This window comes from Vibrio sp. L85 (assembly GCF_963871815.1).
Lineage (GTDB): Bacteria > Pseudomonadota > Gammaproteobacteria > Enterobacterales > Vibrionaceae > Vibrio > Vibrio harveyi.
Genome location: NZ_CAWMYL010000020.1, coordinates 291918 through 314433 on the forward strand (window position 1 = coordinate 291918; position 22516 = coordinate 314433).

The 22516-nt window shown below is 44.3% G+C and carries 21 protein-coding genes; 11 read left to right on the forward strand and 10 right to left on the reverse strand.

The features are described from left to right. Window positions 1–3: 3 nt before the first annotated feature. Window positions 4–1254 (reverse strand): outer membrane protein transport protein, encoded by a 1251-nt coding sequence (locus tag AACR11_RS04560; protein ID WP_005451753.1) that lies wholly within the window; start codon window positions 1252–1254, stop codon window positions 4–6. Window positions 1255–1666: 412 nt separating this feature from the next. On the opposite strand from AACR11_RS04560, the gene AACR11_RS04565 reads away from it, so the two are divergent. Then, window positions 1667–2695, forward strand: coding sequence for a site-2 protease family protein (locus AACR11_RS04565; protein WP_050582042.1), 1029 nt, complete (start codon window positions 1667–1669; stop codon window positions 2693–2695). 134 nt (window positions 2696–2829) lie between these two features. On the opposite strand, the gene AACR11_RS04570 is transcribed toward AACR11_RS04565, so the two are convergent. Beyond that, the gene (locus tag AACR11_RS04570) at window positions 2830–3615 is read right to left on the reverse strand and encodes a M48 family metallopeptidase (RefSeq protein WP_029789356.1); all 786 of its coding nucleotides are present in this window, start codon (window positions 3613–3615) and stop codon (window positions 2830–2832) included. A gap of 227 nt (window positions 3616–3842) precedes the next feature. Between AACR11_RS04570 and AACR11_RS04575 the strand changes: the two genes are divergently transcribed. The 5 genes from AACR11_RS04575 to cutA all read left to right on the forward strand — a co-directional run bounded on the left by AACR11_RS04575 (window position 3843) and on the right by cutA (window position 6890). Continuing rightward, the gene (locus tag AACR11_RS04575) at window positions 3843–4277 is read left to right on the forward strand and encodes a hotdog fold thioesterase (RefSeq protein ID WP_009701824.1); all 435 of its coding nucleotides are present in this window, start codon (window positions 3843–3845) and stop codon (window positions 4275–4277) included. 16 nt (window positions 4278–4293) lie between these two features. Further along, the gene (locus AACR11_RS04580) at window positions 4294–4527 is read left to right on the forward strand and encodes a DUF3389 domain-containing protein (protein ID WP_005451760.1); all 234 of its coding nucleotides are present in this window, start codon (window positions 4294–4296) and stop codon (window positions 4525–4527) included. Between the two features lie 79 nt (window positions 4528–4606). Further along, window positions 4607–6313 (forward strand): SgrR family transcriptional regulator, encoded by a 1707-nt coding sequence (locus tag AACR11_RS04585; protein WP_079325569.1) that lies wholly within the window; start codon window positions 4607–4609, stop codon window positions 6311–6313. Next, complete coding sequence (locus tag AACR11_RS04590) at window positions 6297–6548, forward strand: hypothetical protein (protein ID WP_005451762.1); 252 nt, start codon at window positions 6297–6299, stop codon at window positions 6546–6548. Before AACR11_RS04585 ends, AACR11_RS04590 begins: the two co-directional genes overlap by 17 nt. 9 nt (window positions 6549–6557) lie before the next feature. Continuing rightward, complete coding sequence (gene cutA, locus AACR11_RS04595; RefSeq protein ID WP_017189039.1) at window positions 6558–6890, forward strand: divalent-cation tolerance protein CutA; 333 nt, start codon at window positions 6558–6560, stop codon at window positions 6888–6890. Here cutA and AACR11_RS04600 read toward each other — a convergent pair. Next, window positions 6852–7448, reverse strand: a complete 597-nt coding sequence (locus AACR11_RS04600) for a DUF2238 domain-containing protein (RefSeq protein ID WP_005451764.1) — start codon at window positions 7446–7448, stop codon at window positions 6852–6854. The genes cutA and AACR11_RS04600 overlap by 39 nt on opposite strands. Window positions 7449–7670: 222 nt before the next feature. Here AACR11_RS04600 and AACR11_RS04605 point away from each other — a divergent pair, with 222 nt between their 5' ends. Continuing rightward, the gene (locus AACR11_RS04605; protein ID WP_005451765.1) at window positions 7671–8510 is read left to right on the forward strand and encodes an isopenicillin N synthase family dioxygenase; all 840 of its coding nucleotides are present in this window, start codon (window positions 7671–7673) and stop codon (window positions 8508–8510) included. Window positions 8511–8623: 113 nt separating this feature from the next. Then, window positions 8624–9244 carry a DNA-J related domain-containing protein gene (locus tag AACR11_RS04610; RefSeq protein WP_029789354.1) on the forward strand — a complete coding sequence of 207 codons (621 nt, stop codon included), beginning with the start codon at window positions 8624–8626 and terminating at the stop codon, window positions 9242–9244. 103 nt (window positions 9245–9347) lie between these two features. Here AACR11_RS04610 and AACR11_RS04615 read toward each other — a convergent pair whose 3' ends face one another. From AACR11_RS04615 to tesA, 4 genes are all read right to left on the reverse strand, one after another. Continuing rightward, the gene (locus AACR11_RS04615; protein WP_029789353.1) at window positions 9348–11003 is read right to left on the reverse strand and encodes an ABC-ATPase domain-containing protein; all 1656 of its coding nucleotides are present in this window, start codon (window positions 11001–11003) and stop codon (window positions 9348–9350) included. A gap of 72 nt (window positions 11004–11075) precedes the next feature. After that, on the reverse strand, window positions 11076–12986 hold the full coding sequence (locus AACR11_RS04620; RefSeq protein ID WP_017189042.1) for a bifunctional diguanylate cyclase/phosphodiesterase: 1911 nt from the start codon (window positions 12984–12986) through the stop codon (window positions 11076–11078). A 218-nt stretch (window positions 12987–13204) separates the two neighbouring features. Beyond that, a complete protein-coding gene (gene fabV / locus AACR11_RS04625) occupies window positions 13205–14404 on the reverse strand; it encodes an enoyl-ACP reductase FabV (protein ID WP_029789352.1) in 1200 nt (399 codons plus the stop codon). A gap of 83 nt (window positions 14405–14487) precedes the next feature. Continuing rightward, complete coding sequence (gene tesA / locus AACR11_RS04630; RefSeq protein ID WP_029789351.1) at window positions 14488–15090, reverse strand: multifunctional acyl-CoA thioesterase I/protease I/lysophospholipase L1; 603 nt, start codon at window positions 15088–15090, stop codon at window positions 14488–14490. On the opposite strand from tesA, the gene AACR11_RS04635 reads away from it, so the two are divergent. The 3 genes from AACR11_RS04635 (at window position 15089) to AACR11_RS04645 (ending at window position 20025) form a co-directional block, all read left to right on the forward strand. Further along, window positions 15089–15790, forward strand: a complete 702-nt coding sequence (locus AACR11_RS04635; protein ID WP_029789350.1) for an ABC transporter ATP-binding protein — start codon at window positions 15089–15091, stop codon at window positions 15788–15790. The genes tesA and AACR11_RS04635 overlap by 2 nt on opposite strands. Continuing rightward, entirely contained in the window at window positions 15781–18237 is a 2457-nt protein-coding gene (locus AACR11_RS04640) for an ABC transporter permease (RefSeq protein ID WP_029789349.1), read from the forward strand. The genes AACR11_RS04635 and AACR11_RS04640 overlap by 10 nt, the downstream gene beginning before the upstream one ends. Window positions 18238–18591: 354 nt before the next feature. Continuing rightward, a complete protein-coding gene (locus AACR11_RS04645) occupies window positions 18592–20025 on the forward strand; it encodes an FAD-dependent oxidoreductase (protein WP_029789348.1) in 1434 nt (477 codons plus the stop codon). Window positions 20026–20058: 33 nt separating this feature from the next. On the opposite strand, the gene AACR11_RS04650 is transcribed toward AACR11_RS04645, so the two are convergent. The 3 genes from AACR11_RS04650 to AACR11_RS04660 are packed head-to-tail and all read right to left on the reverse strand — an operon-like array spanning window position 20059 to window position 22429. After that, complete coding sequence (locus AACR11_RS04650) at window positions 20059–20994, reverse strand: 5-oxoprolinase subunit C family protein (protein WP_029789347.1); 936 nt, start codon at window positions 20992–20994, stop codon at window positions 20059–20061. After that, window positions 20991–21674 (reverse strand): 5-oxoprolinase subunit B family protein, encoded by a 684-nt coding sequence (locus AACR11_RS04655; RefSeq protein ID WP_017819609.1) that lies wholly within the window; start codon window positions 21672–21674, stop codon window positions 20991–20993. The genes AACR11_RS04650 and AACR11_RS04655 overlap by 4 nt, the downstream gene beginning before the upstream one ends. Then, on the reverse strand, window positions 21674–22429 hold the full coding sequence (locus tag AACR11_RS04660) for a 5-oxoprolinase subunit PxpA (protein WP_029789346.1): 756 nt from the start codon (window positions 22427–22429) through the stop codon (window positions 21674–21676). Before AACR11_RS04660 ends, AACR11_RS04655 begins: the two co-directional genes overlap by 1 nt. Between the last annotated feature and the right edge of the window lie 87 nt (window positions 22430–22516).

A 22516-nucleotide genomic window follows, 5' to 3' on the forward strand; every position in this document is an offset into this window, starting at 1 on the left:
TGATTATTTGAAGGTGTAGTTCATCTGTACAGCACTGATGTAAGCCGTACCTTCTGAATCAAATGTGATCTCTTGATCTGCTGCGTTTGTTTCAGTGAACGAGCCAGACTTACTCTTAACAAAGGCAAAACCAGCATCGAAGCTTAAGTTTTCTTGCATTACATAAGTCACCCCCGCGCTGTACCAGAAACGGTCGCTATCAGGAATACTCAACGTCGCTTTACCCGCTTGTTCGTCAAATGCGATACCAGCGCGTAATGTCCATTGATTGTTCAGAGTATATGTACCACCGAAAGAGTAGCGGTTATTGTCTTCGTATTTCTCAGGTTTAAAGAAACATTGACCAGCGGTGCCGTCGTTACATTGTGGGCTCGTCGCTTTTAGTTCTTTAAATGTGCTCCAATCTGTTTGCTGCCAACCGTAGTGGATAGCCCACTTGTCGTTTAGTTGGTGGAATGCTGAGAGTTCGATGATAGAAGGAAGCGAAATTTGTAGTCGACCATCGACTTTTGGTGCTGTTGCGATGCCAGAGTCATAGCTACTGAACTCACCATTGTCGAAGTCTAAATCCACTTTAGAGCGATAGCCGAAACCAAAGCGGTTATTTTCGTTGTACTCATATAGCGCACCGATGTTCCAGCCCCAGGCAAACGTATCGCCTTCCATACCAATTAGGTTGTCAGACTTTTTACTACCAGGACCAAATAGGGGAGCTAGGGCACCTTTATGACGAGTCAATTCCGCTTGTGCGTAGACAAGGTTAATACCACCACCAACACTGAATTGTTCATTGATGCGGTAAGCAATGTTTGGGTTGATATTTACAGACAGCAAAGAAGTATCGCCTGCCATATCACCGGCAGAGATATCATTCGGGTAGTCAGTGGCAACACCGTAGGTTGTGAACATACCAAGACCCCAAGCCCATTGATCGTTAATAGGGCTAATGTAGTAGCCAGCAGGAACGATTTGCAGCGGAGCTACGTCTTTTGCATGTTCTTTATGGTAAGTGTCGTAGACGTTAACTTCAGGATCGACGATGGATAGCGCACCTGAAAACTGAGCTTCTTTAAAAAGTGTCATCGCAGCCGGGTTACGCGCTAAAACGCTTGCGTTATCCGCAACCGCGCCTTCACCTGAAAATGCTCTACCAAGACCAGATGCCGAGTGTTCAGCGACCTGAAAGCCCGCAGATTGGGCATTACACGCAAACAATATTGAAATTGTAAGCAGAGAGCAGTGCTTCTTGTTCATCCTTGACCCTCCTAGGGTGTCATTATGTTAGACCGAAGTCTTTGTATTTGTTGTATGCCTTTTACACCAGTTGCTGTCGGTTAGAATTACAACTGCAATGTAAATATAATGTTAATTGTATGTTTATTATCTTGTCAAAGATTAGACGTATATTGCGTTTTAAATTTGATGCATAGGTCAAACAGCAATTAATAAGGTCATGTATTATGGTGATATTTTTATAGCAAATGGTACGACCAGACTTGTTTTGTAAATCTTATGGTTAATCGCTAACCAAACACCTGTTGTTAACATGCTTTGCGTTCTATTCCATTACAGGCATAATTCCCACTTTGTGTTTATCGCATTGGAAATCGCGTTGGAATTACTACACATCGAATTTTTGGGGAAATCGCTTAGGCTGGAAGGTTCTATGGCGGGTTGGCAACAACTGTTTTGGGATAACACTCTGGTATCACAAATTGATGCTAGTGATGATGATTCCGGCAAGACGCAACATCAATTCAAACTTTCTTCTGGAGAGCAGGTATTGAACTGCCAACTGAGCTGTGAGTTAAATTGGCAACCTTTTGACTTCAAATATCAAGCTACGGTTAATGAGGCTCTTGTGGCTGCAGGAACTCGCAATGAAAAGGATATTGAGCAACAAGTTCCAGTTGAGCCGCCACCAACAGAAAAGCGCTTTAGCATCATTGGTCTTGTGTCGCTGGGAATGAAAGCGCTTAAGAGTGCGAAAGTGATTAAGGTTGCGTTAGCGTCTGCGAGTTTAGCTGCCTACTCATGGTTGTTCTCGATAGAGTTCGCGCTTGCGCTTGTTGCATGCCTGGTCTTTCACGAATACGGGCACATCCGTGCAATGAAATACTTCGGTATGAAAACGAAGGGGATATATCTCATTCCTTTTTTGGGCGGGTTGGCGCTAAGCGATGAAAAGATCAATACACGCTGGCAAGACGTTGTTATCTCGATCATGGGACCTTTCTTTGGATTGGTGTTGAGTATTGTATTTACAATTTTGTACTGGGTGACGGGAGAGATGATCTTTGCCGGCCTTGCGGTATTTAACGCCTTACTAAACCTCTTTAACCTATTGCCGATTTTACCTCTAGACGGTGGACATGTACTGAAGAGTATTACTTTCTCCATGAACTCATGGATTGGTCTAGCCGGTAGTGTCGCGACTGCAGTATTGGGTATCTATATTAGCTACGCATTCGGTTTAACGTTGTTGGGATTCTTGCTCATCATGGGGATGTTGGAAGTTGTGGTGGAGTGGCGCACAAGACACCATAGTCATTTGTTGCCTTTAACTCGATATGGGCAGCTTTTCTCTTTCGCTTGGTATCTAGTGTCCATTGGAGGCTTCATCGCTATCATTTGGTATTTTGCGGGTCTTGGCGACAGCCTGTTAAGCCTGCCACTGCAAATCCTTGGTACGTAAAGGGCTAATGCGCATTAAATAAAAAAGAAAGCTCCCAATGGAGCTTTCTTTTTGACTTCTATTTGCTCGTTTAACTCGTTTGAGAAAGCGAGCTAGAGAGTAGTAAGCTGCTTACACTAGATTGGCTAAGCAATTTAACCACATTTCGGTGCTTTTACGTTTGAAGCAGGCAGCGTTTTAATCGTCGCCTGCAAATCACGAATACGCGTGCTGTGTGATGGGTGAGTAGAGAAAAATTCTGGCGGTTGGGCGCCACCAGCCGCGCTCATATTTTTCCAAAGATCGACGCTTTGATTTGGATCGAAACCTGCTTTCGCCATGTACCCTAAACCCACGATATCTGCTTCGGACTCTTGCGTACGACCGTAAGGTAAAATTACCCCATATTGCACGCCAACACCAAGCGCTGCCATTGTCATTTGTTGGTATTGTTTATATTCAGATGCACCAATTGCGACATTGGCTAGAGACAATCCAGCATTTGCTAATTGGCTTTGAGACAGACGCTCATTACTGTGGTCAGCAAGTACGTGTGCAACCTCGTGACCAATTACGGTCGCTAGCTGATCTTGGTTCTTCGCCACTTTCAATAAGCCCGTGTATACACCAATCTTCCCTCCAGGAAGGGCGAAGGCGTTGACTTGGTCACTATCAAAAACCACCACTTCCCAATCTTTAAAGCCCGGCTGAGGAGGGATAGTGTCTGTGATTTGCTTCGCCACGCATTGAACATAAGCGTTGGTCTTTTTGTCTTTGCTAATCGGTATTTCTTTCTTCATTTGCTCGAAAGATTTGGCACCGAGAGAAGACATCTCTTGGTCGGAAAACATCAAGATTTGGTTTCGACCTGTCGGTGAAGCGCTACATGCTGTTAAGCCAGCAGCGGTCATAAGAATTGAGGCTTTAATCCATGTTCTCATAATGGGGTCCATAAGTATTTTTTCTGTTTTGTACCAATAGTATAACGCTTAGTAAAGAAACTTTAAGCCATTCTCGCTTAACGACGTATCTCTAGGTTATTTGGGAATACATAAATCACATTATGTGAGGCGTTGCGCCTTGAAGTAGCGATGCATTCAGGTCTATGCTAGACGCACTTTTAAAGACTGAGCACCAGTGCAATACTGGATGAGATAAGAGCGAACAAATGAGTATCTGGAAAAAGCCAATCGACTTGGACATTCTTAACGCCACATCAAAAAACACCATGATGGAGCATCTGCAAATCGTTTACACCGATTTTACTGATGATTCGTTATCAGCAACCATGCCTGTTTGCAGTTTTACACATCAGCCACTGGGTATGCTTCATGGTGGTGCGTCTGTCGTCTTGGCAGAGACTTTAGGCTCGCTCGCTGCAAACTTTTGTGTTGGAGAAGGCAGTTATTGCGTTGGATTAGATATTAATGCTAACCACGTCCGTGCAATGCGCAGCGGCTATGTCATTGGCACTGCAAAGCCCGTTCATCTCGGTGTCTCAACTCAGGTGTGGCAAATCGACATCGCTGATGAACGAGGTCGATTAGTTTGCACCAGTCGACTGACGATCGCCGTGAAACACCAAAAAGAAAAGTCACATTAACGAGTAGAAGACGAACATGGTTATTGAATTTTCTCTTGGTAAAATCATCGCAACGCAGCGAGAAGTCGTTATTAAACTCAATGGTAGCGGCATGGTTACAATGCAAGCACAAGTCGATGCGATTCAGTTACTTGGTCGTGGTGCAAACGTTGTTTTGGCACATGGTGCAGAAACAAAATGGTCGATCAAACTCGATGATGAAGATCAATTACGCCAACTAGCGCAAGAAATTGGTATCGACATTCAATAATTTGCATGTCTAGGTTTGCACTTTTTGCAAAAAATGAGGAAACTTAGTTTATCGTTATGAAAACTAAAATTTCCTCTTTATGAGTAGCCCTCGTTTACGTGTTCAATTCGAAACACTGTTTGAAAAATTCTCTGGTAATAACACGGAAGTTCAACTCGAAGATATTACCGATGCACTTTTCTGTACTCGCCGAAACGCTCGAATCGTCCTCAATAAATTAGAGGAAGAAGGGTGGGTTGAATGGCATCCTGCCGCTGGTCGAGGAAAGCTTTCTACACTCATTTTTAAACGTAATCGCAGTGATGTTAGCGAGAACCTCGCACGCCGTTATCTAGATGAAGGTAAAATTGGTCAAGCATTGGAGGCGCTAGATAATGACGCCGCCAAGCTTACCCAAGTTATTCAAGGTTATCTTGGTCTCCAACATCGTCAAGGTGAGCAAGTTGTGCGTTTGCCGTACTACCGACCACTTGCGATGTTAAACCCTCAAAAGCCGATGCGCCGTTCTGAGCAGCATATCGCACGTCAGGTATTCAGTGGATTAACTAGACTGGATGATAATGAACACCTCCAACCGGATTTGGCGCATTATTGGGAAGCGCTTTCAGACACTCATTGGCGTTTCTATTTACGTCGAGGTGTTCGTTTTCATAACGGTGAATTACTGACCACCGACTGTGTCATTGAGAGTATTAGTGCGTTAAGCGAGTTGAATCTTTTCTCTCATATCGAAAATGTAATGTCGCCAGAGCCTTGGACGGTGGATATTCATCTTGTTCGTCCAGATAAATACTTACCACTTGCTCTGAGTGAATCCCAAGCAAAAGTACTCTTACCGAGCACGCTGCGTTCGGAAGAGTTCGATAGAAAGCCAGTAGGGACTGGACCATTCCAAGTTAAAGTAAATGACGACAAGCGCTTAATTTTGACTGCGTTTGATGGCTACTTTGGGTTACGTCCTCTGTTAGACCAAGTAGAGGTGTGGGTGATCGATGAAGCCTATTCGTCAATGGTTTACCCAAGTTTGACCAAACCCCAAATGGATAAACAAGCCTCTACTGACGAGGTTGAGCTGGATCCCGGTTGCACCTTCTTACTACTGAATAAAAATACAGGTGTTGCAAAAGACCCACGTTGGGCTGAGTTTCTTAGTCAAACATTAAACAGTTACCAGGTGTATGCTCATGTACCTCAAGACAAAATCATAGAGCTGGGTGTGTTACAAGCCTTTGGTTTGAAGCCGGGCTGGATCGATCTGAGACCAAGTGCTGCGGGGGAAGTACCTCAGAAAGAGAAAGTCATTTGCGTCGCTTACCAAAAGAAGCACCCAATGTTTCCTGTTATTGCTAAAGCGATCAAAACCTTGCTAAAGCCACATGGTGTTGAGGTTGAGTTCATCCGTTATGACACGCAACCACCGTCACCAGAAGAAGTGGATATTTGGATCAAAGCAATGGGGATCGCCACCAACCGTAACGATGCGCTCGCAGGATGGTTGTTAGATTACAGTGACATTGACAAATTCAGTGCTGGATATGATTTCTCTGGTTGGGCAGGGCTGGTGGATCAATGGCGTGCTGGTCAACACAGCGATTTCCCAGCTCGTGAGTTAGGTAGGCAACTTGTGAAGAGCTGCCAAGTGATCCCTATGTTCCATTGTTGGCTAGGCGTAAACAAAGACCATAGTGGTGCGCTACAAAACGCCAAATGCAATGCACTAGGGTGGTTCGATTTCAGCAACGTATGGGTAAAACCAAAAATAAAGAAAGATGGCGAAACCGAATAAGAAGCAACCGACTAAAACCGTCGAGATATATTGCGCCAAATGTAAAGCGCAGCTGTTCAAGTACCGCAAGGGCGGTAAAGGTGCCCTCGTTAAATGTTTTAAGGAACGTATTGTCGAAGACTTTACCAACACGCCTTGCATTTGCCCTGGTTGTGAACAAGAGTTTGCAAGAGACACCTTAGTAAGAGGAACGCCTGCCTACAAGATGATTGGTGGTAAGGTTACGATGAAGTAAGAGTAAGTTATGAGCGAACAACACGAATACTGTATGGTCTTGAGTACTTCTGGTACAGAGAAGAACCGGGACGAAATCATCAAAGGGCTACTGGAAGGGCAGTTAGCCGCTTGCATTCAGACGATGGCAATAGAGAGTCATTATGTGTGGAAAGGTGAAGTCTGCAGCGACAATGAATGGTTGTTGATCATCAAGACACGCAAAGATCTCTATGCATTAGTAGAAGATAAAATAAAAGACCTGCACGAGTATGAGGTCGCTCAAATCGTACAGGTCCCAATTGTCGAAGGTTTTAACCCGTATTTAGAATGGCTTCGCCAGTCGACGCTGAGTTGTCAGTAAAAGTAACGACACAATTGCTCCCATGGTGTCGCACAACATGTCTTTCTGGGCATCCCATATATCACCCTGTGAACCCAGAAAGGCAATACCCTCATCACCACCAGCTATTGCCGCATACCACCATTCAATGATTTCGTAACCAGCTGCGAGTGACATAATCGCAAACAACGCAAACCAAGATGCAAATCCGGAACTGATCCTTTTCTTGTTAATTAGATATTCAGCAATAGGATAGGCATACAAGCCGATAGAAAAGTGAGCGACGCGGTCAAAGTTATTACGCTCAGAGCCAATTAAGTTATTAAACCAATCAAATGGGACTTCTGCGAAGGTATATTTTGCGCCGATCGTATGAAGGCATAACCAAATAAACATCAGTACATAGGCTGTGTTACTAAACTGATAGCGAATAGACAGTGCCCAAATGGCAATAAGAATACCGATAGCTGGTACGATTTCCGCGAACCAAACTGCGCGTGAACTTGGCTCGAGAGCAGAATATAGAAAAACGATGGCGTAGAAAATGGTCAAACCCAACAGGGTAGAAGTGCTTTTCATACAGAAATTGATCCTTCAATTAAATACTGGCTCTATGATTACACTTAATTGAACGGTGTGCAATTAATAAATTTAACAAGGAGATGATTACTTTTTATGTTGATATATTGCCAAACTGCTCAACAATAAAACGTTTGCGCGTAAACATTTCATTAAAGTTTGATTTACAACATACCCATCCATAGAATTCACCGTTCAGTCTAATAAAAAAGAAGTAAAGTCATGAAACTGGAAACTGTCGATTATCTTGCTGACGATGCTGCTCAACAGTTCGTCACCTCACTGCGCGAAACGGGTTTTGGTGTTCTTAAGAACCATCCAATTCCTCAAGAGCTGGTCGAATCTATTTACAAAAACTGGTACGAGTTTTTCTGCTCAGAGCAAAAGAACGATTTCCACTTCAATGTTGAAACACAAGACGGATATTTTCCACCATCAGTTTCTGAAGTTGCGAAAGGTCATTCAGTCAAAGACATCAAAGAGTACTTTCACGTGTACCCTTGGGGTCAGATGCCAGAACAGTTAAGAGAAGAGATTTTAGAGTACTACGAGCGCGCTAATGCATTCGCTCAAGAACTGCTTGGTTGGGTAGAAGAATACGCACCAAAAGACGTTCAAGAGAAATTCTCAATTGCGCTGTCAGAGATGATTAACAACAGCGATAAAACGCTACTTCGTGTTCTTCACTATCCACCAATGACGGGTGAAGAAGAGCCTGGCGCAATTCGTGCTGCCGCGCACGAAGACATTAACTTACTAACGGTTCTGCCAGCAGCAAACGAACCTGGTCTGCAAGTAATGAGCAAAGAAGGTGACTGGTTAGATGTGCCATGTGACTTCGGTAACTTGATCATTAACATCGGTGATATGCTGCAAGAGGCGTCTGGTGGCTACTTCCCGTCAACAACGCACCGCGTGATTAACCCAACCGGCGGTCGCCAAGAAAAGTCGCGTATTTCGCTTCCGCTTTTCTTGCACCCGAAACCAGATACGGTACTTTCAGAGCGTTACACTGCGCACAGCTACCTGATGGAACGTTTAAGAGAATTAGGCGTTATTTAAGTTAACGAGATCTTGCTTCAAAAGGCTGATGGTTTATGACTGTCAGCCTTTTTGTGTTTATGGTACAAATTGACTAGCTTTATATAACAGGTACTTAAACGGTTAGGGGATACATGGACGAACAACTCAATGTTTGCCAAAACAGTCAGCAATACATGGAAAACCCATTATTGTGGCCCATTTTAGACATCCTCAGAAAGCAGCCTTCAAATTGGAAGGTGCATACTTTAGCTCATGAGCTCAGCCAAAAGGGCTACATACAACAGTTAGATGAATCTCCGGATAAAGATCTTTTCAAGCGAAATTTCTTATTAATGAACGCGCTCTATCAATTGCAAGAAACGCTTTATCCCGATGGTTGGTTGCAAGTCGAAGCAATGAATATTGTGCTTATGTCCGCAACAGAAGCCTCTCGCCACAGCGTTGATACCAATGATCCTCTAAGAGAGTATTACCTTGATTGGAAGAACTACGAAGCGGACGAAGGCGAGGTGCGCCGACTACTTAATGACTTCTGGAGTCGATATCAACGTTACATCGGGGGAAATGTCTCTGATGACCTAGACCGAAGTAAAGCACTACATTTGTTTGAGCTAGATGCAGACGCAACCCGAACTGAGATTCGCCGACAATGGCGTAAGCTGGCATTACGTTGGCACCCAGACCGAGAGAACGGTAATGCAGATAGGTTTAGAGTGCTATGCAATGCTTGGAACGTACTTCGAAACGGATAATGAATTCATTTTAAGTTACATTGTCACGTATTGGGCGTCATGATTCGTACAAGATTAAAAAGGCAGCGTTTATCGCTGCCTTTTGTTAGCTGATCGTTGGGTATTAACGAGAAGGTTTGAACTGAGACTTACGCATACGGTTCAGCGCTGCCATTACGTCCAATGTACGAGGTTTCGCTAAGTCGCCTTGTTTAGGCAAGGTCGCGTACCATTCACCAGTAAGCATGTCTTCGATTTCTTTTGCAGGGTGGTTACACCAACCCGGAAGCTGAGCAATTTGGAACCACAACCAACCAATCGTGTTTACTTCATCCGCTGACTCAAGTTGCTCAAGAGCACTTAGATCTGCGAATTCTTTACCGAAGCGAAGAGAATCTTTGCCTTTTGCATTCACACGGAACTTGCCGTCTGTCAGGATGTTCATTAGCGCTATACGGTTTAACGCACGAGGGCGGAATGTTTGCAGGTTTTCTTCTGACTCGTTGTGACGCTGAGTCGGATGCTGTGCAATAACTTGCTTTGCTTTTTCTGTTACATCAACTGCTTGGTAATCGTGCATTTGGATAACGGTATCTGCAACGTCTAGGTAGTCACCTGAGCCACCCATAACGATGATGGTCGAGATTTCAAGCTCATCACGCAATTGTCCGATGCGATCTACCAAAGGCGTGATAGGCTCGTCGCCTTTGGCAACCAATGCCTGCATACGTTCATCACGAATCATAAAGTTAGTTGCTGACGTATCTTCATCAATAAGCAATGAGCTAGCGCCGGCCTCGATAGATTCTTGCAACCAAGCAGCCTGAGAGGTTGAACCAGAAGCGTCTTGCGTAGAGAAATCTGCCGTATCTTTACCCATTGGTAAATGGTTGATGTAGTTAGATAAATTCAAGTGATGAACGCAGCGACCATCTTCTGCACGAATCTTCATCGCGTTCGCATCAGTGACGATGTATTCGCGACCATCACCAGGGATGTGATCGTAAATAGAGCGTTCAATTGCATTTAGCAACGTTGATTTACCATGGAAGCCACCACCAACAATCAATGTGATGCCTTTTGGAATACCCAAACCTGTTACGTAACCTTTGTTTGGCGCATGCAAAGTTACTTGAAGTGACTCTGGCGCTTTAAATTCAACCGCGTCTTTCATCGGCAAGTCACAGTTACCTGCAATACGCGGAAGGATGCTGCCATTCGCCACAAAAGCGACTAGATTGTTTGCTTCAAGTTGCTCGCGCAGAGACGCTTGGTCTTCAACCACTTTACAGTGCTCAATCAATGCGTCTTTGTTCAGCTCGCGCTCTAATGTTGCGCGACGAATAAACTTCGGCAAGTAGAAAGTCAGAATGTTATTCGCTTTTTTGCCAAGAACAGAGCGACCTTCAGCTGGCAGGTTAACACGGAAGCGAAGCTCAATACCTTCTTCAGTGAAAAGTACTGCCGTATTGTCCAAAACGGTTTGACCGCTAAGTGAGATAGCTACGGTATTCTCTTGCTTTGCAAACTCATCAAAGCTACGCGCAATGAAGTCACGAGCTGCACGCTGGAATGCTGGAGATTCATCTTTTAGCCATTCGAGACCGGTCAAAGACCACGCGCGAGTTGCACGTAGGCGAGAAGCAGATGCGTACGGGTCACCTTGTACGTAGTCGATGTACAAGTCGAAATCACCGAAGTCGTATTGACCTTTGATTTGTTGGTATGCGCGGTAGTTCTGCTTTTCGATTTTCTTAAGCGTGGCAGTCAACTGATCCATGAAGATAATGGCCTTTTTATTGGAAGCGGGCGGCGATTATAGAAACCACCGCCAACAGAGTAAAGGAAATGCTTAGGAAGAATAGGTGTATTGACCACCTAATAGGTTTTGATTAAACAAACTTTGTTCGAATTCATTACAAGGCATTGGCTTACCATACAAAAAACCTTGTCCGATATCGCAGCCTTCACCAATTAGAAACTGCTCTTGTTGGCTGGATTCAATACCTTCAATGACAACTTGGAGATCAAGCTTTTTAGCAATATGGATAATGGAACAAATGATGGCTCTGTCATCGTCAGATTTTTCCATCTGCTGAACAAAGCTTTTATCAATTTTAATCGCATCAAAAGGGTATTTCTTCAAGTAACTGAAAGAGGCATAGCCCGTCCCAAAGTCATCTAGTGACAGTGTAACTCCAAGCTTGTGTAGTTTATTCAACGTGTTACGTGCAACGACTTCATCTGCGATTAAAGCGCTCTCAGTCACTTCTAGCTCAAGGAAGTGTGCTGGTAGATGGAAGGTTTCAAGTAGATGTTCTATCTGTTCGGCAAAGTTAACGTTTTGTAATTGTATAGGCGAAACATTAACGGCAATTTTGAAGTTATCCACTAACTCAGACCATTGCTTGGCTTTGTCTATGGCTGTGCGTAAAACGAATGAACCCACCTCAAAGATCAAGCCGTTTTGCTCTGCCATATGAATTAGCGCTTCATTTGAGACATCACCTAAGACAGGATGACGCCAACGTAACAGCGCTTCTGCACCTATCCATTTGTGTGTGTGGGGAAGCACCTTAGGTTGGAAGTACAACATCAGGTCATCATTACGAACTGCCTGTAGAAGGTAGCTTTCTAGTTGATTGTGGTTGTTGAGATCTTGCGTATGACTTTCGCAGAAATAATTGTATGACTCGCCAGACTCTTTGCACAACAACATTGCATAGCAAGCATTTTGCAGCAGTTGCTTGGCATGGCTGTTTCGGTGAGCTTGGACGACACCAATGTAGGAATGAAGATGCACTTCATTGTCATCGATATAAAAATTGCCAACGCTCACATGAGTAATTTCGTCGAGTAAATGTTGGACTTTCGGCTCGATATCTTCGCCTGAAACAATGAGCACAAGATCGTTGGAGCTTGGTCGCCCTGTGACAAAATAACTGGATTCACTGTGACCAAGACGAAAGCGAAACTCCTTCAATACTTCGTCGAAAGCTTCGAATCCGTATTTGGTTTGGATGCTACGGGCGTTACTGAATCCAATGTTAATCACGACCAAAGATTGATCGTCATGGTTGATGGACTCAATGACTTCGTCTAGTTGTTCTTCTAAAGCAGCGCGGTTAAGAAAACCAGTGCCTTGGTCATGAGTTTGCTGATAGTTGACTTGTTTCTCGGCAGCTTTGCGTCTGTCGATCTCTTTCGTCAATGAATAACTGAGTTGCGCAAGGTCGGTAGTGCGCGTTTCGACTCTGTTTTTTAGTTCGCTATTTAGCCTTACTAATTTGTGTTGCTGGAATACAACCGCAAGTTGTGCCTCGATAGATTCTTTGAAAGAACTTAATAACTCACGGTAGGTGTCGCTGTATTGGTTCTCTTTAGTATCTAGCATACAGATGGTACCGAAGGTTTCACCGTTCGGCCAGTACAAGGGCAGACCACAATAGGAGATCATACCAAGTTTGATATCCGGGTTGTCTTTCCACTCCTGGTCTTTGAGTGCATTCGAGACCAGGAGTTCGCGCTTGTGTTGAATGACATGTTCACAATACAGACCATGTCCAAGGGCTTCTTTGTCACCCACTTTATAGGGGTTATTTTCCGTTTCGCTAGAGGTATTGACTTCGATATGCTCTGGATGCACACGCATGATAAGCGTAGTGGGAACATCCGCAATGCGGGCTAACAAGTTGACGATGTTTTGCCAACTTCTCCGCATCGAATCGGGGATCTCATAATCCAAGGTTTGCAATGTGCCCATAAAGATAATCCTTTCCCGTAAGTTCACGTCCTGTGAATGAAAGTCGTTGTAATTTTTATGTGAGCTTATTCTTGTTGTTGAGTAGTTATTTAACCATTCGTTTAGTTTAAGTATAGGGGCGGCAGAACCCGAAACAAAAAAAAGTCCTGAAAACCTTTCAGGACTTTGAAATACTTGGCACTATCTCAGTAGTGAGACGCTAGAATCCAAGTGCAAGCTTATGGCTTGAGCGCCTTGAGTGCTTTCATCGATATATCTTGAGAGTAATCGACGCCTTCAAAGTTGAAACCATTTAGCTTCATAAATTCGTCTTTGAATCCAGCATAGTCACCCACTTGTTTGAAGTTATCTGCGTTCATTTGTGAAAGAAGTTCACTGACTTCTTTCTGAACTTGAGGATCTAACTCCAGATCATCGATTCGAATCAAACGTTCACCATCGACAGGTACTTTTTCTTGGTCGTACAACTTCGTCGTGAACAGACGTTGCATTTGCTCGATACAACGTTCGTGGGTACCTTTTTCCTTCATCACACGATACAGAGCGAGTAGGTAAGGACTGAGAGCAGGAATAAACACACTCGCTTTTGTGACAAGCGCTTTACACACGGTCGCGTAAGCACCACCACCAAAGTTTGCCATCTTTATGTTCAATGCATGACTGGTTTGGTGTAAATCGACTTTTGCACGACCTAGCGTGCCATCAAGATAAATTGGGTGTGTGACTTCGGGTCCCATGTAAGAGAAGGCGATCGTTTTGCAGCCTTTTGCCACCGATTCAGAGTTGATCAGCGTATCGATCCAGCTTTCCCAATCTTCTCCGCCCATCACCTTAATTGTTGCTTCAGCTTCTTCCTCTGATGCTGGAGCAAGAGTGGAGTCTATCCACTGATCGTTTTCCAGCATAATCGATGCACCAGTGACAGATTCACCAATAGGTTTGATGACACTGCGCCAAAACTCGTCAGATTCTGCCTTCGGACGAACACCAGTCGCCAAGCTGTAAATGACTAAATCTACTTCACCTTCAAAGTGAGTTTCGATAGCTTCGATTACTTGGTTGCGCACAGAATCAGAAAAAGCATCGCCCACGATGTTTACTGCTGTTCGACCGTGATGAGTCGCTTCTTCTTTAAAGTAAATGTTGTTGTACCAACCAGCACTACCAACGCCCTTATCAGATGGTCCACGCTCGAATGAAACGCCGATCGTGTCGGCCTCAGCGCCGCCAAAGGTGAGGGCGATGCGAGCAGCCAATCCGAAGCCGGAAGACGCACCGATGATCAAAACCCGTTTGGGACCATTTTGGATCTGCGGAGCTTGTTTTACGTAATTAATTTGCTCTTTGATGGAAGCGCGGCACCCATACGGATGTGCCGTTCGAGCCACAACACCTTGAATTAACGGTTCTATTTGCATTGTTATTATCTAACCTTGGTGAATAAGATGCCGAGTAGAGTAACGTAAAGTTTGGTAAAACTTATTGAGCTAGACCATCAAAATTAGAGATGTTTAACCAATTCTTGCGCAACGAAGTCTGCGATAAAAGGCTGAGCTTCTGGTTTTGGGTGCAGACCATCATCCATCATCCATTCAGGTTTAATGATGACGTGCTCTAAGAAGAAGGGTATCAGAGCAACTTTTTGGTGTTCAGCAAGCTTAGGGTAAATATCGTAGAACATATCGCTATAGCGCTTACCGTAGTTTGGTGGCACACGGATTTGCATCATCACAACATCCGCACCAGAATCTTTGATCATGGTAATCATTTTCGATAAGTTCGACGTAATAAGTTTAGGTGGGAACCCACGAAGACCATCGTTGGCACCGAGTTCAATAAGGACGACGTCAGGAGTGTGCTGCTCAAGGAGAGCTGGTAAACGCGCAAGACCATTACCTGTGGTGTCCCCTGAGATACTGCCATTTACAACTTTTACATCTTGACCATGTTCTAGTAACGCATCAGGAAGTAAGCTAGGCCAACTCTCTTCGATTGGCATTTGATAGCCAGCGCTTAGGCTGTCACCCAAAACAAGCAACTTTTCGTTCGCCTGCGCAGAAGCGGAAAGACAGAAAAAAAGAACTAAGGAAAGTATACGAATCATGCAAACACCTGTACTTAAAGCACCCATTGTTCAAGCTAATTTAGTTTCTAAACAAGTCTCTACTAATCAAGAACATTTAACAATCCTTAAAAATGTAAATGTTGACATTAGAAAGGGCGAGAAGATTGCCATTGTTGGTACCTCTGGCGCGGGCAAGTCTACATTGATGACACTACTCGCTGGATTAGATACCCCAACTTCAGGCGAAATCACCTTATTAGGGCATGAGCTTTCAAAGTTAGACGATGAAGCTCGTGCAAAAATTCGTGCGGACTCGTTGGGCTTCGTATTTCAAAGCTTTCTTCTAATTCCAAGTTTGAGCGCATTACGAAATGTCACGTTACCTTGTCTTCTACGTGGTGAAGCTGAAGATGATGCAAGAGCAAAAGCATTGCTGACAGCGGTTGGGCTGGAAAAGCGTCTCGACCACTTACCAAGTCAATTGTCGGGGGGAGAACAACAGCGTGTCGCTCTTGCACGGGCATTTATGACTCAGCCAGAACTGCTGTTTGCCGATGAACCAACGGGAAACCTCGACCATCAAACCGCCGAAAGAGTCATCGAGCTTCTGTTTGATTTGAATGAACAGCATGGCACAACGTTAATACTGGTTACTCACGACAGTCATTTAGCCAGTCGTTGTGACCGTGTATATCGAATGGAAGCAGGCGAGTTGCAGGAGGAGATGATATGTCCGTGATCTCTTCAAGTGAGCAAGACTCAACTCAGATGCCTAAGCAGGCTAAACAATCGCCAAACAAAAGCTTAGTACGTTGGAGTTTCGGTGAAATCCGTCAAGGAAATTTATGGCCGATCAGTGTTGCCTTAATTCTCGTGATTGCCAGTATCTTTGCGCTCTCGGCTCTGGCAGAGAGAATGGAGCAGGTGATCGTTAAGCAAGGTAAAGATGCGTTAACAGCAGATGCTGTTTTTGTGTCTGCTAATCCTATACCAAATACTTTGCTGGCTGCTACCGACGAGATGCCACGCTCTACCATGACACGATTCGCTACCATGGCATTCAGTGATACTGGCATGCAGCTTATCTCTGTTCGTGCCGTTGATGAGCAGTACCCTCTGATGGGTGAATTAGTCTTGGACAATAACTCAGCCGGCCACGTCAAAGAAAACCAGCTATGGCTTGATGAACGCATCATGGCGCAGCTTGATGTTAAAAAGGGTGACGCTGTCACTATTGGCGATGCGGACTTTATCGTTTCAGGTGCAGTTTTGATGGAACCAGGTTTGAGCTTTAACCCATTCCAACAAATGCCTTCAGCCTATATTCATCAAAGCGACGTTGAAAAAACAGGGGCAATCCAGTTGGGGAGCCGTGTTCAATATCGTTTGTTTTTAAAAGGCGACGATGCAACATTAACGCAACTGCAAGACAGTACTGAATTGTCACCAAGTGATCGCTGGAGAACGCAAGATACTGCAAGTCGAAGTAACGAAGTCTTCGAACGAACAACTCAATACCTGTCTTTGACGGTTGCTATTGTTATCATCATGGCGGCAACGACGTTGGTTTTGACTTGCCAAAGCTACGTGAACAGCCGAACGCAAACCATCGCAATGTTGAAAAGCTTGGGGGCGAGTCGCCGCTGGATTGAAAAGTGGCTTTTGATTCAAGTCACTATTTTGCTGCTTAGTGCCAGTATTGTTGGTCTGCTATTCGGTAGTGGTTTGGAGTATTTATTGCGAATTCCCCTCAGGGATTTGTTGCCTAATCCACTGCCTAGTTACGGCGTCACTCCTATCTTGATTTCAGTTGTATCAGCGGTTCTTATTACTGTTCCAGCGCTTGGGATTCCCTTACTCGGATTAATCAAAACACCTGCTCTAGAAGTTCTTCAACAAGGTTCTGGCAAACGCTCTTGGAAACGCATGTGTCTTATCTTAGTGCCCGTCGTGCCTTTGCTTATCCTTTATGCAAACAACACTCTGGTTTGGATTGTACTTGCGGGCATTGCGATGTTATTTGCCGTGCTTGCGGCAACGAGCGTTGCGCTCACTAAGTTATTTGCTCGAGTTTCTACTCGGCCAGCAATGAAGCTTGCACTCAGTCGAATCAATCGCACACCAGTTACCAGTGGTTTGCAGTTTGGCGCTTTATCGCTTTCTCTGATGTTACTTTCGATAATTTGGTTAGTACGTAGCGATATTCTTGCTGATTGGTCGAGAACACTTCCTGCGGACGCACCTAACGTATTTGCTTTGAATATCGCTGATTACGAACTAGACAGTTATCTAGAAACATTGGACAAAAACAACGTGACGCGGTCACGAGCCTTCCCAATCATTCGTGGTCGATTAGCAGAAATTAATGATGTAAGCGTTAAAGAGATTAAATCAGAGGGGCAAGGTTCAGATGCCGTGAGTCGTGAACTTAACCTCACTTGGGGGGAGACACTTCCTGAGTACAACGATGTCATATCTGGTGAGTGGAAAAACAAAGCCAGTGTATCGGTAGAAGCACAGGTTGCAGATGAACTGGGTATCAAACTTGGTGACAAATTGCGGTTTGTTATTAACAGCCAAAACTTCGATGCCACTGTTGATAGCATTCGACATGTTGAGTGGCGTGATATGAAGCCTAACTTCTATTTCATCTTTTCGTCTGACGTGATGGCAAGCTTACCAGGCTCTTATTTGATCAGTTATCGTATCGACGATGATAACAATGCATTGTTGACGTCGATGTCGCGTGCACATCCGACGGTCTCCGTACTCGATATTCGAACCATGGGTGACAAAATCCAAACACTTATCCAACAAATTGTATCGGCAATCACCATATTGGCATTGCTTGGTGTAGTGGCTGGTCTTTTGCTGATATTTACATTGCTTCGTTTGAGTTTGTCTCAACGCCAGCAGGAAATTCGACTCTATCGAACATTGGGGTCAAGTAAGAAGCGTATCAACACTACGTTATGGGCTGAATACGGCATTATGGCAATGGTGGCGAGTGGCGTTGCAGTGTTTGCAGCAGAGGTCTGTGTCGCTGCTGTGATGAAATATGGCTTTGAGCTTAATGCGCAGATCCACCCTGAATTGTGGATAGCTTTACCTTTCGCTACGTTTGTTGTTCTTGCTTTAGTGGTAATGAGCCTTTTGAAAAGATTGTTAACGCCAGTAAACACTTAATTAGCCTCCGTTTAACTACCGCGGATGCACTCCATGACAGTTTTATTTTAGTTATCCACAAAAACGGTGGATAACTTTTGGGATAACTGAGTCGTTAGTAAAGTGGGGTGTTTCCGCAGGCTTTATGCCATGGGTGTTAGCGTAAAAATATTATTCACACAGGGTCAAAAACACGCTTTCCTAACAACCTCGTCAAGCACTTTTTTCGGAAATTTTTTGCTCTCAAAAGTAACTTTTGACGTATACCGTTAACAAACGCAAACCCATGAACTTTTTGTGATTTTAATCATACTCAAACCCGAGTAGAATCGACACTAAGTAAAGATTTCTCCTTATAAAATTTTCAGTGAAGCAATGAAGTCTGAGTTTCCAAATCGTAAAGATAAACACATCGCTATCGTTGGTGGTGGCGTAGCAGGTTCAACTGCTGCGATTCACTTTGCCGAGTTAGGTTTTAAAGTGTCCGTAATCGAAAAAGGGGGATCGTTGGTGAATGGTCCCCCAATATGCCATTTGCATGCTGGCGGCAACCTGTATCGAGAGATTTCTGAACAACAATGTTTAGATCTTCTAACCCAGTCTATTGAGACAATTCGCTTGTATCCCCGTTCACTGAATATTCGTCCGACTATTATTGCTGTTCCGTATTCAGACGGTGGTGATCCAGAAACTTTGTTACCACGACTGGAAGTGATTAAACGTGCTTACCAAACGCTGGTTGCCCAAGACGCTCGAAACCAAGTTCTAGGTGAACCTGATGAGTACTACAAACTCTACTCGAAGGAAGCGTTACTACAACTTGCGAGCCAAACTCAACCAGAACAGCCTCAAAGCATTGATGAATGGTGCATCCCATTTGCTCAGCATGCCGATCTAGATGAGCTTAAATACCCGGTTGTGGCGGTTCAAGAGTATGGTTGGAGCGTATTCCGTCTTGCTGCAATCGCGAACATGACTTTAGAGCAGATGCCAAACGTCGATGTAATTACACAAGCGGAATTGGTGGAGTCTCATTGGAATGGTTCTGCTTGGACTTTGGCTTATACAAAAGATGGTTCTGAACATGCGTTAAACTGCGACTTCTTAGTGAATGCGTGCGGTTTTGAAACCGGAGTCGTGGACGACAAGGTAGGTGTCCGGCGTGAACGTCTTGTTGAGTTTAAGGCAGCATACGTCACTCGTTGGAACGAATGTACTCAACAATGGCCAGAGGTTATTTTCCATGGTCCTCGTGGTACTGATAAGGGCATGGCTCAATTAACACCTTATGGCGATGGTTATTTTCAACTACATGGGATGACCAAAGGTATTACGTTGTTTGACGATGGCTTAGTCGAAAGTTCACAGGCTTCTGCGCAGCCAGAACTACCGACAAGTTTGTTGTCGAAAATACGTCATGGTTGGCGTCAAGAGATACTTGATGAACGTACCGACAATGCGATAGCACACATGGCTCAGTTCATTCCAGATTATCACACGGCAGTAAGAGGTGGTAAGGCGTTATTTGGTGCTCAGCAGATCCCAGGGACAGATCCAGTACTGCGAGCCGCGGACGTCACGTTTGAAGAAAATAACTACGCGCGTATCGAAGTGGTTAAAGCGTCGTCTACATTACTCGCTGCGCAGAAAATGGCGCAATATTGGTTTGATATTGAACCTAGCGATAACGTCGAGCAGCAGCATCCAGTGACTGTCCATTGGACTGATCAAGAAGTAGAGGATTGTGCGATCAAACTGACCTATGAGCGTGGTTATCCGCAAGCATTAGCAGAGCGCTACGGTATGTAATATCCGCGCTTGATACTAAACTACTAGAAGGGCTCAATAACCAAAAAATTGAGCCCACTGACGCCATACATCTTGTAGACCTTGTCTATCTCCTCGTATAAAGCTTACGGATTGTCCCGGTTTTGCCTGAGCCAAGCGCGGCAAATCAATCCTAGCGACGCAGCCAAACTTAGGATACCCCCCAATAGTCTGATGATCATTTAACAAAATGATTGGTTTCCCGTCGTTTGGTATTTGGATAGACCCAAGCGCAATACCCTCAGATAAAATGCCATCGTAAGGAGGAGTGATAGTTTCACCTTCTAGGCGATAACCCATGCGATTCGAGTTTGGCGATATTTCAAATATCGTGGAATAGAAACGGTCGATCGCTTCTTGAGAGAAGTCGTTGTATTGATAACCCTCAATAACGCGAAGCTTGATAGGAAGGTTATAATCAGGCTTAAAACGAAAAGTCATTTGCTTGGACTTTCGGCTAGGGAGTGCGTGTGGGTTGAAACCTATGATGTCTCCAGCTTTCAATGCCAAGCCATTTTGTTCGATGCCTCCTAAGGATTCTCTTAATACTGTTGATGAACTCCCTAAATGTTTCTCGACATTAAAACCGCCTTTCACGGCTAAGTAAGCTCGAAGACCATTGCGTGGCATTCCAAACTTAAGTGTTTGTCCTTTTTTTAACGAAAAGTCAGACCAATTGGTGAGTGCTATTCCGTCAATAGAAGCGTTTAAATCGCCCCCACAAATAGAAAGGTGACAGTCTTCTAGTGCTTTGAAGCTGGCATTCCCAAGCGTAATTTCAATGACTGAGCAATTTACAGGATTCTTTAATAGATGATTTGCCCAACTGTAAGCGTAATCATCAACCGGACCGCCTTGCGTAATACCAATATGAGCGAGCCCAAAACGACCGAAATCTTGAATCAATGAGAGTGGACCTGGCTTCTCTACGATTAAACCTGAAAAACTCATAATTTGCCCCCTAAATTGATGTACTCCTGTCTTGTGATTGAACCAAAAGTGACCTTGTCACCAACTTCAAAAGGAATAAATGGTGGCGTATCAGTGAACAACGAGATGGGTGTTCGACCTATGATGTTCCAGCCTCCAGGGCTATCTGAAGGGTAGACAGCGGTTTTACTGTCCGCTATCGCGACGCTGCCGGCTGGAACGTGAGTGCGGGGGGTATTGTGTCGTGGCATGTGTAATGCCTTTGGTAAGTCTGAAAGAAACGCGAACCCTGGCGCAAAGCCGATTGCTGATACCGTGTAAACCGTTTTGGTATGCAGCTCGATCAATTCAGCCAACGGCAAACCAGCATCGTTGAATCGTTCTAAATCGAGCGCGGTCTCTTCTGAGTAGTAAACCGGAATGGAAATGTAGTTAGGTTGCTTATTATCCATCGAGCGGACATCAAAACGAGTAACGAGTTGGTTCAATTCTTTGAGGATGATGGATTCGTTAATTCTAAAGGGCAGGTAATCGATCAAAATAGTTCGGTATGACGGAACAACATTCATGATAATGAGGTTAAGTTTATCAGCAATCTGATGTGCTAACTCACCAATGTGTTCGACGGTCACCGCTTCATGAAAGCGAATCAGAATACTGCATTCAGAGATAGGAGAGATTGAAAACTGCCCTTGATTCATTAATTTCCTCCGGTGTAGAGACTTTGGCGAATCTTTTTAATCAATGCGATGGATTCGTCATTATCTCCGTGGACACAAATTGTGTCAGCTTCTAACAAAATATATTGACCCGATGCCGTTTTGACTCTTCCTGATTCAGCAAGCATTTTGACTTGTTCTAATATAGCGTGTTCGCTGTTTAAGACCGCATTAGGTTGTGTTCTGGGTGTGAGCATTCCATCATCTTGATACAGACGGTCCGCAAAGGCTTCAAATAACAGAGGTACATCAAAATCATCTGCTATTTCGAGATACTTTTCATTTTCTTGAGAGGCGAGGATCATTAGTGGAACTTTAAAAAGTGCCGCTGCTTTCACTATGGCGAGAAAAACGCCATCGCTTTGCATCATATCGTTATAAAGCGCACCATGGGGTTTGATAAATCCTATGTCGGTATACTGCGCTTTGCACAAAGCTTGTAACGCGCCAACTTGATAAATCACCATGTTGGTAATTTCATCATTGGTCATTTTTAGGCTCCGACGACCAAAGCCTTGTAGGTCGGGATAACCAGGATGAGCACCAATTTCAACGTCGTGTTGGTTAGCGAGAGTAATCGTATCGTGCATGACATTAGGATCAGATGCGTGAAATCCACAAGCGATATTCGCCATGTCAATGTGAGGCATTACACTCTCATCGGCACCCATTTTCCACGCGCCAAAGCTTTCGCCCATGTCGCAATTCAGTGTCAGTTGTTGGTTATTCAATGTCATACGTTTATAAAAGTCCAAAGTATGCTCTAAAAATGCAGGAAATTACGTTTAAGTTCAGTGACTAACTTCATTCTTCAAGAAGAAGAT

What these genes read in the sequence shown, in the direction of transcription:
- AACR11_RS04560 (WP_005451753.1), bottom strand. Translation starts at nt 1,254, where the DNA reads ATGAACAAGAAGCACTGCTCTCTGCTTACAATTTCAATATTGTTTGCG.
- AACR11_RS04565 (WP_050582042.1), top strand. Translation starts at nt 1,667, where the DNA reads ATGGCGGGTTGGCAACAACTGTTTTGGGATAACACTCTGGTATCACAA.
- AACR11_RS04570 (WP_029789356.1), bottom strand. Translation starts at nt 3,615, where the DNA reads ATGAGAACATGGATTAAAGCCTCAATTCTTATGACCGCTGCTGGCTTA.
- AACR11_RS04575 (WP_009701824.1), top strand. Translation starts at nt 3,843, where the DNA reads ATGAGTATCTGGAAAAAGCCAATCGACTTGGACATTCTTAACGCCACA.
- AACR11_RS04580 (WP_005451760.1), top strand. Translation starts at nt 4,294, where the DNA reads ATGGTTATTGAATTTTCTCTTGGTAAAATCATCGCAACGCAGCGAGAA.
- AACR11_RS04585 (WP_079325569.1), top strand. Translation starts at nt 4,607, where the DNA reads ATGAGTAGCCCTCGTTTACGTGTTCAATTCGAAACACTGTTTGAAAAA.
- AACR11_RS04590 (WP_005451762.1), top strand. Translation starts at nt 6,297, where the DNA reads ATGGCGAAACCGAATAAGAAGCAACCGACTAAAACCGTCGAGATATAT.
- cutA (WP_017189039.1), top strand. Translation starts at nt 6,558, where the DNA reads ATGAGCGAACAACACGAATACTGTATGGTCTTGAGTACTTCTGGTACA.
- AACR11_RS04600 (WP_005451764.1), bottom strand. Translation starts at nt 7,448, where the DNA reads ATGAAAAGCACTTCTACCCTGTTGGGTTTGACCATTTTCTACGCCATC.
- AACR11_RS04605 (WP_005451765.1), top strand. Translation starts at nt 7,671, where the DNA reads ATGAAACTGGAAACTGTCGATTATCTTGCTGACGATGCTGCTCAACAG.
- AACR11_RS04610 (WP_029789354.1), top strand. Translation starts at nt 8,624, where the DNA reads ATGGACGAACAACTCAATGTTTGCCAAAACAGTCAGCAATACATGGAA.
- AACR11_RS04615 (WP_029789353.1), bottom strand. Translation starts at nt 11,003, where the DNA reads ATGGATCAGTTGACTGCCACGCTTAAGAAAATCGAAAAGCAGAACTAC.
- AACR11_RS04620 (WP_017189042.1), bottom strand. Translation starts at nt 12,986, where the DNA reads ATGGGCACATTGCAAACCTTGGATTATGAGATCCCCGATTCGATGCGG.
- fabV (WP_029789352.1), bottom strand. Translation starts at nt 14,404, where the DNA reads ATGCAAATAGAACCGTTAATTCAAGGTGTTGTGGCTCGAACGGCACAT.
- AACR11_RS04635 (WP_029789350.1), top strand. Translation starts at nt 15,089, where the DNA reads ATGCAAACACCTGTACTTAAAGCACCCATTGTTCAAGCTAATTTAGTT.
- tesA (WP_029789351.1), bottom strand. Translation starts at nt 15,090, where the DNA reads ATGATTCGTATACTTTCCTTAGTTCTTTTTTTCTGTCTTTCCGCTTCT.
- AACR11_RS04640 (WP_029789349.1), top strand. Translation starts at nt 15,781, where the DNA reads ATGTCCGTGATCTCTTCAAGTGAGCAAGACTCAACTCAGATGCCTAAG.
- AACR11_RS04645 (WP_029789348.1), top strand. Translation starts at nt 18,592, where the DNA reads ATGAAGTCTGAGTTTCCAAATCGTAAAGATAAACACATCGCTATCGTT.
- AACR11_RS04650 (WP_029789347.1), bottom strand. Translation starts at nt 20,994, where the DNA reads ATGAGTTTTTCAGGTTTAATCGTAGAGAAGCCAGGTCCACTCTCATTG.
- AACR11_RS04655 (WP_017819609.1), bottom strand. Translation starts at nt 21,674, where the DNA reads ATGAATCAAGGGCAGTTTTCAATCTCTCCTATCTCTGAATGCAGTATT.
- AACR11_RS04660 (WP_029789346.1), bottom strand. Translation starts at nt 22,429, where the DNA reads ATGACATTGAATAACCAACAACTGACACTGAATTGCGACATGGGCGAA.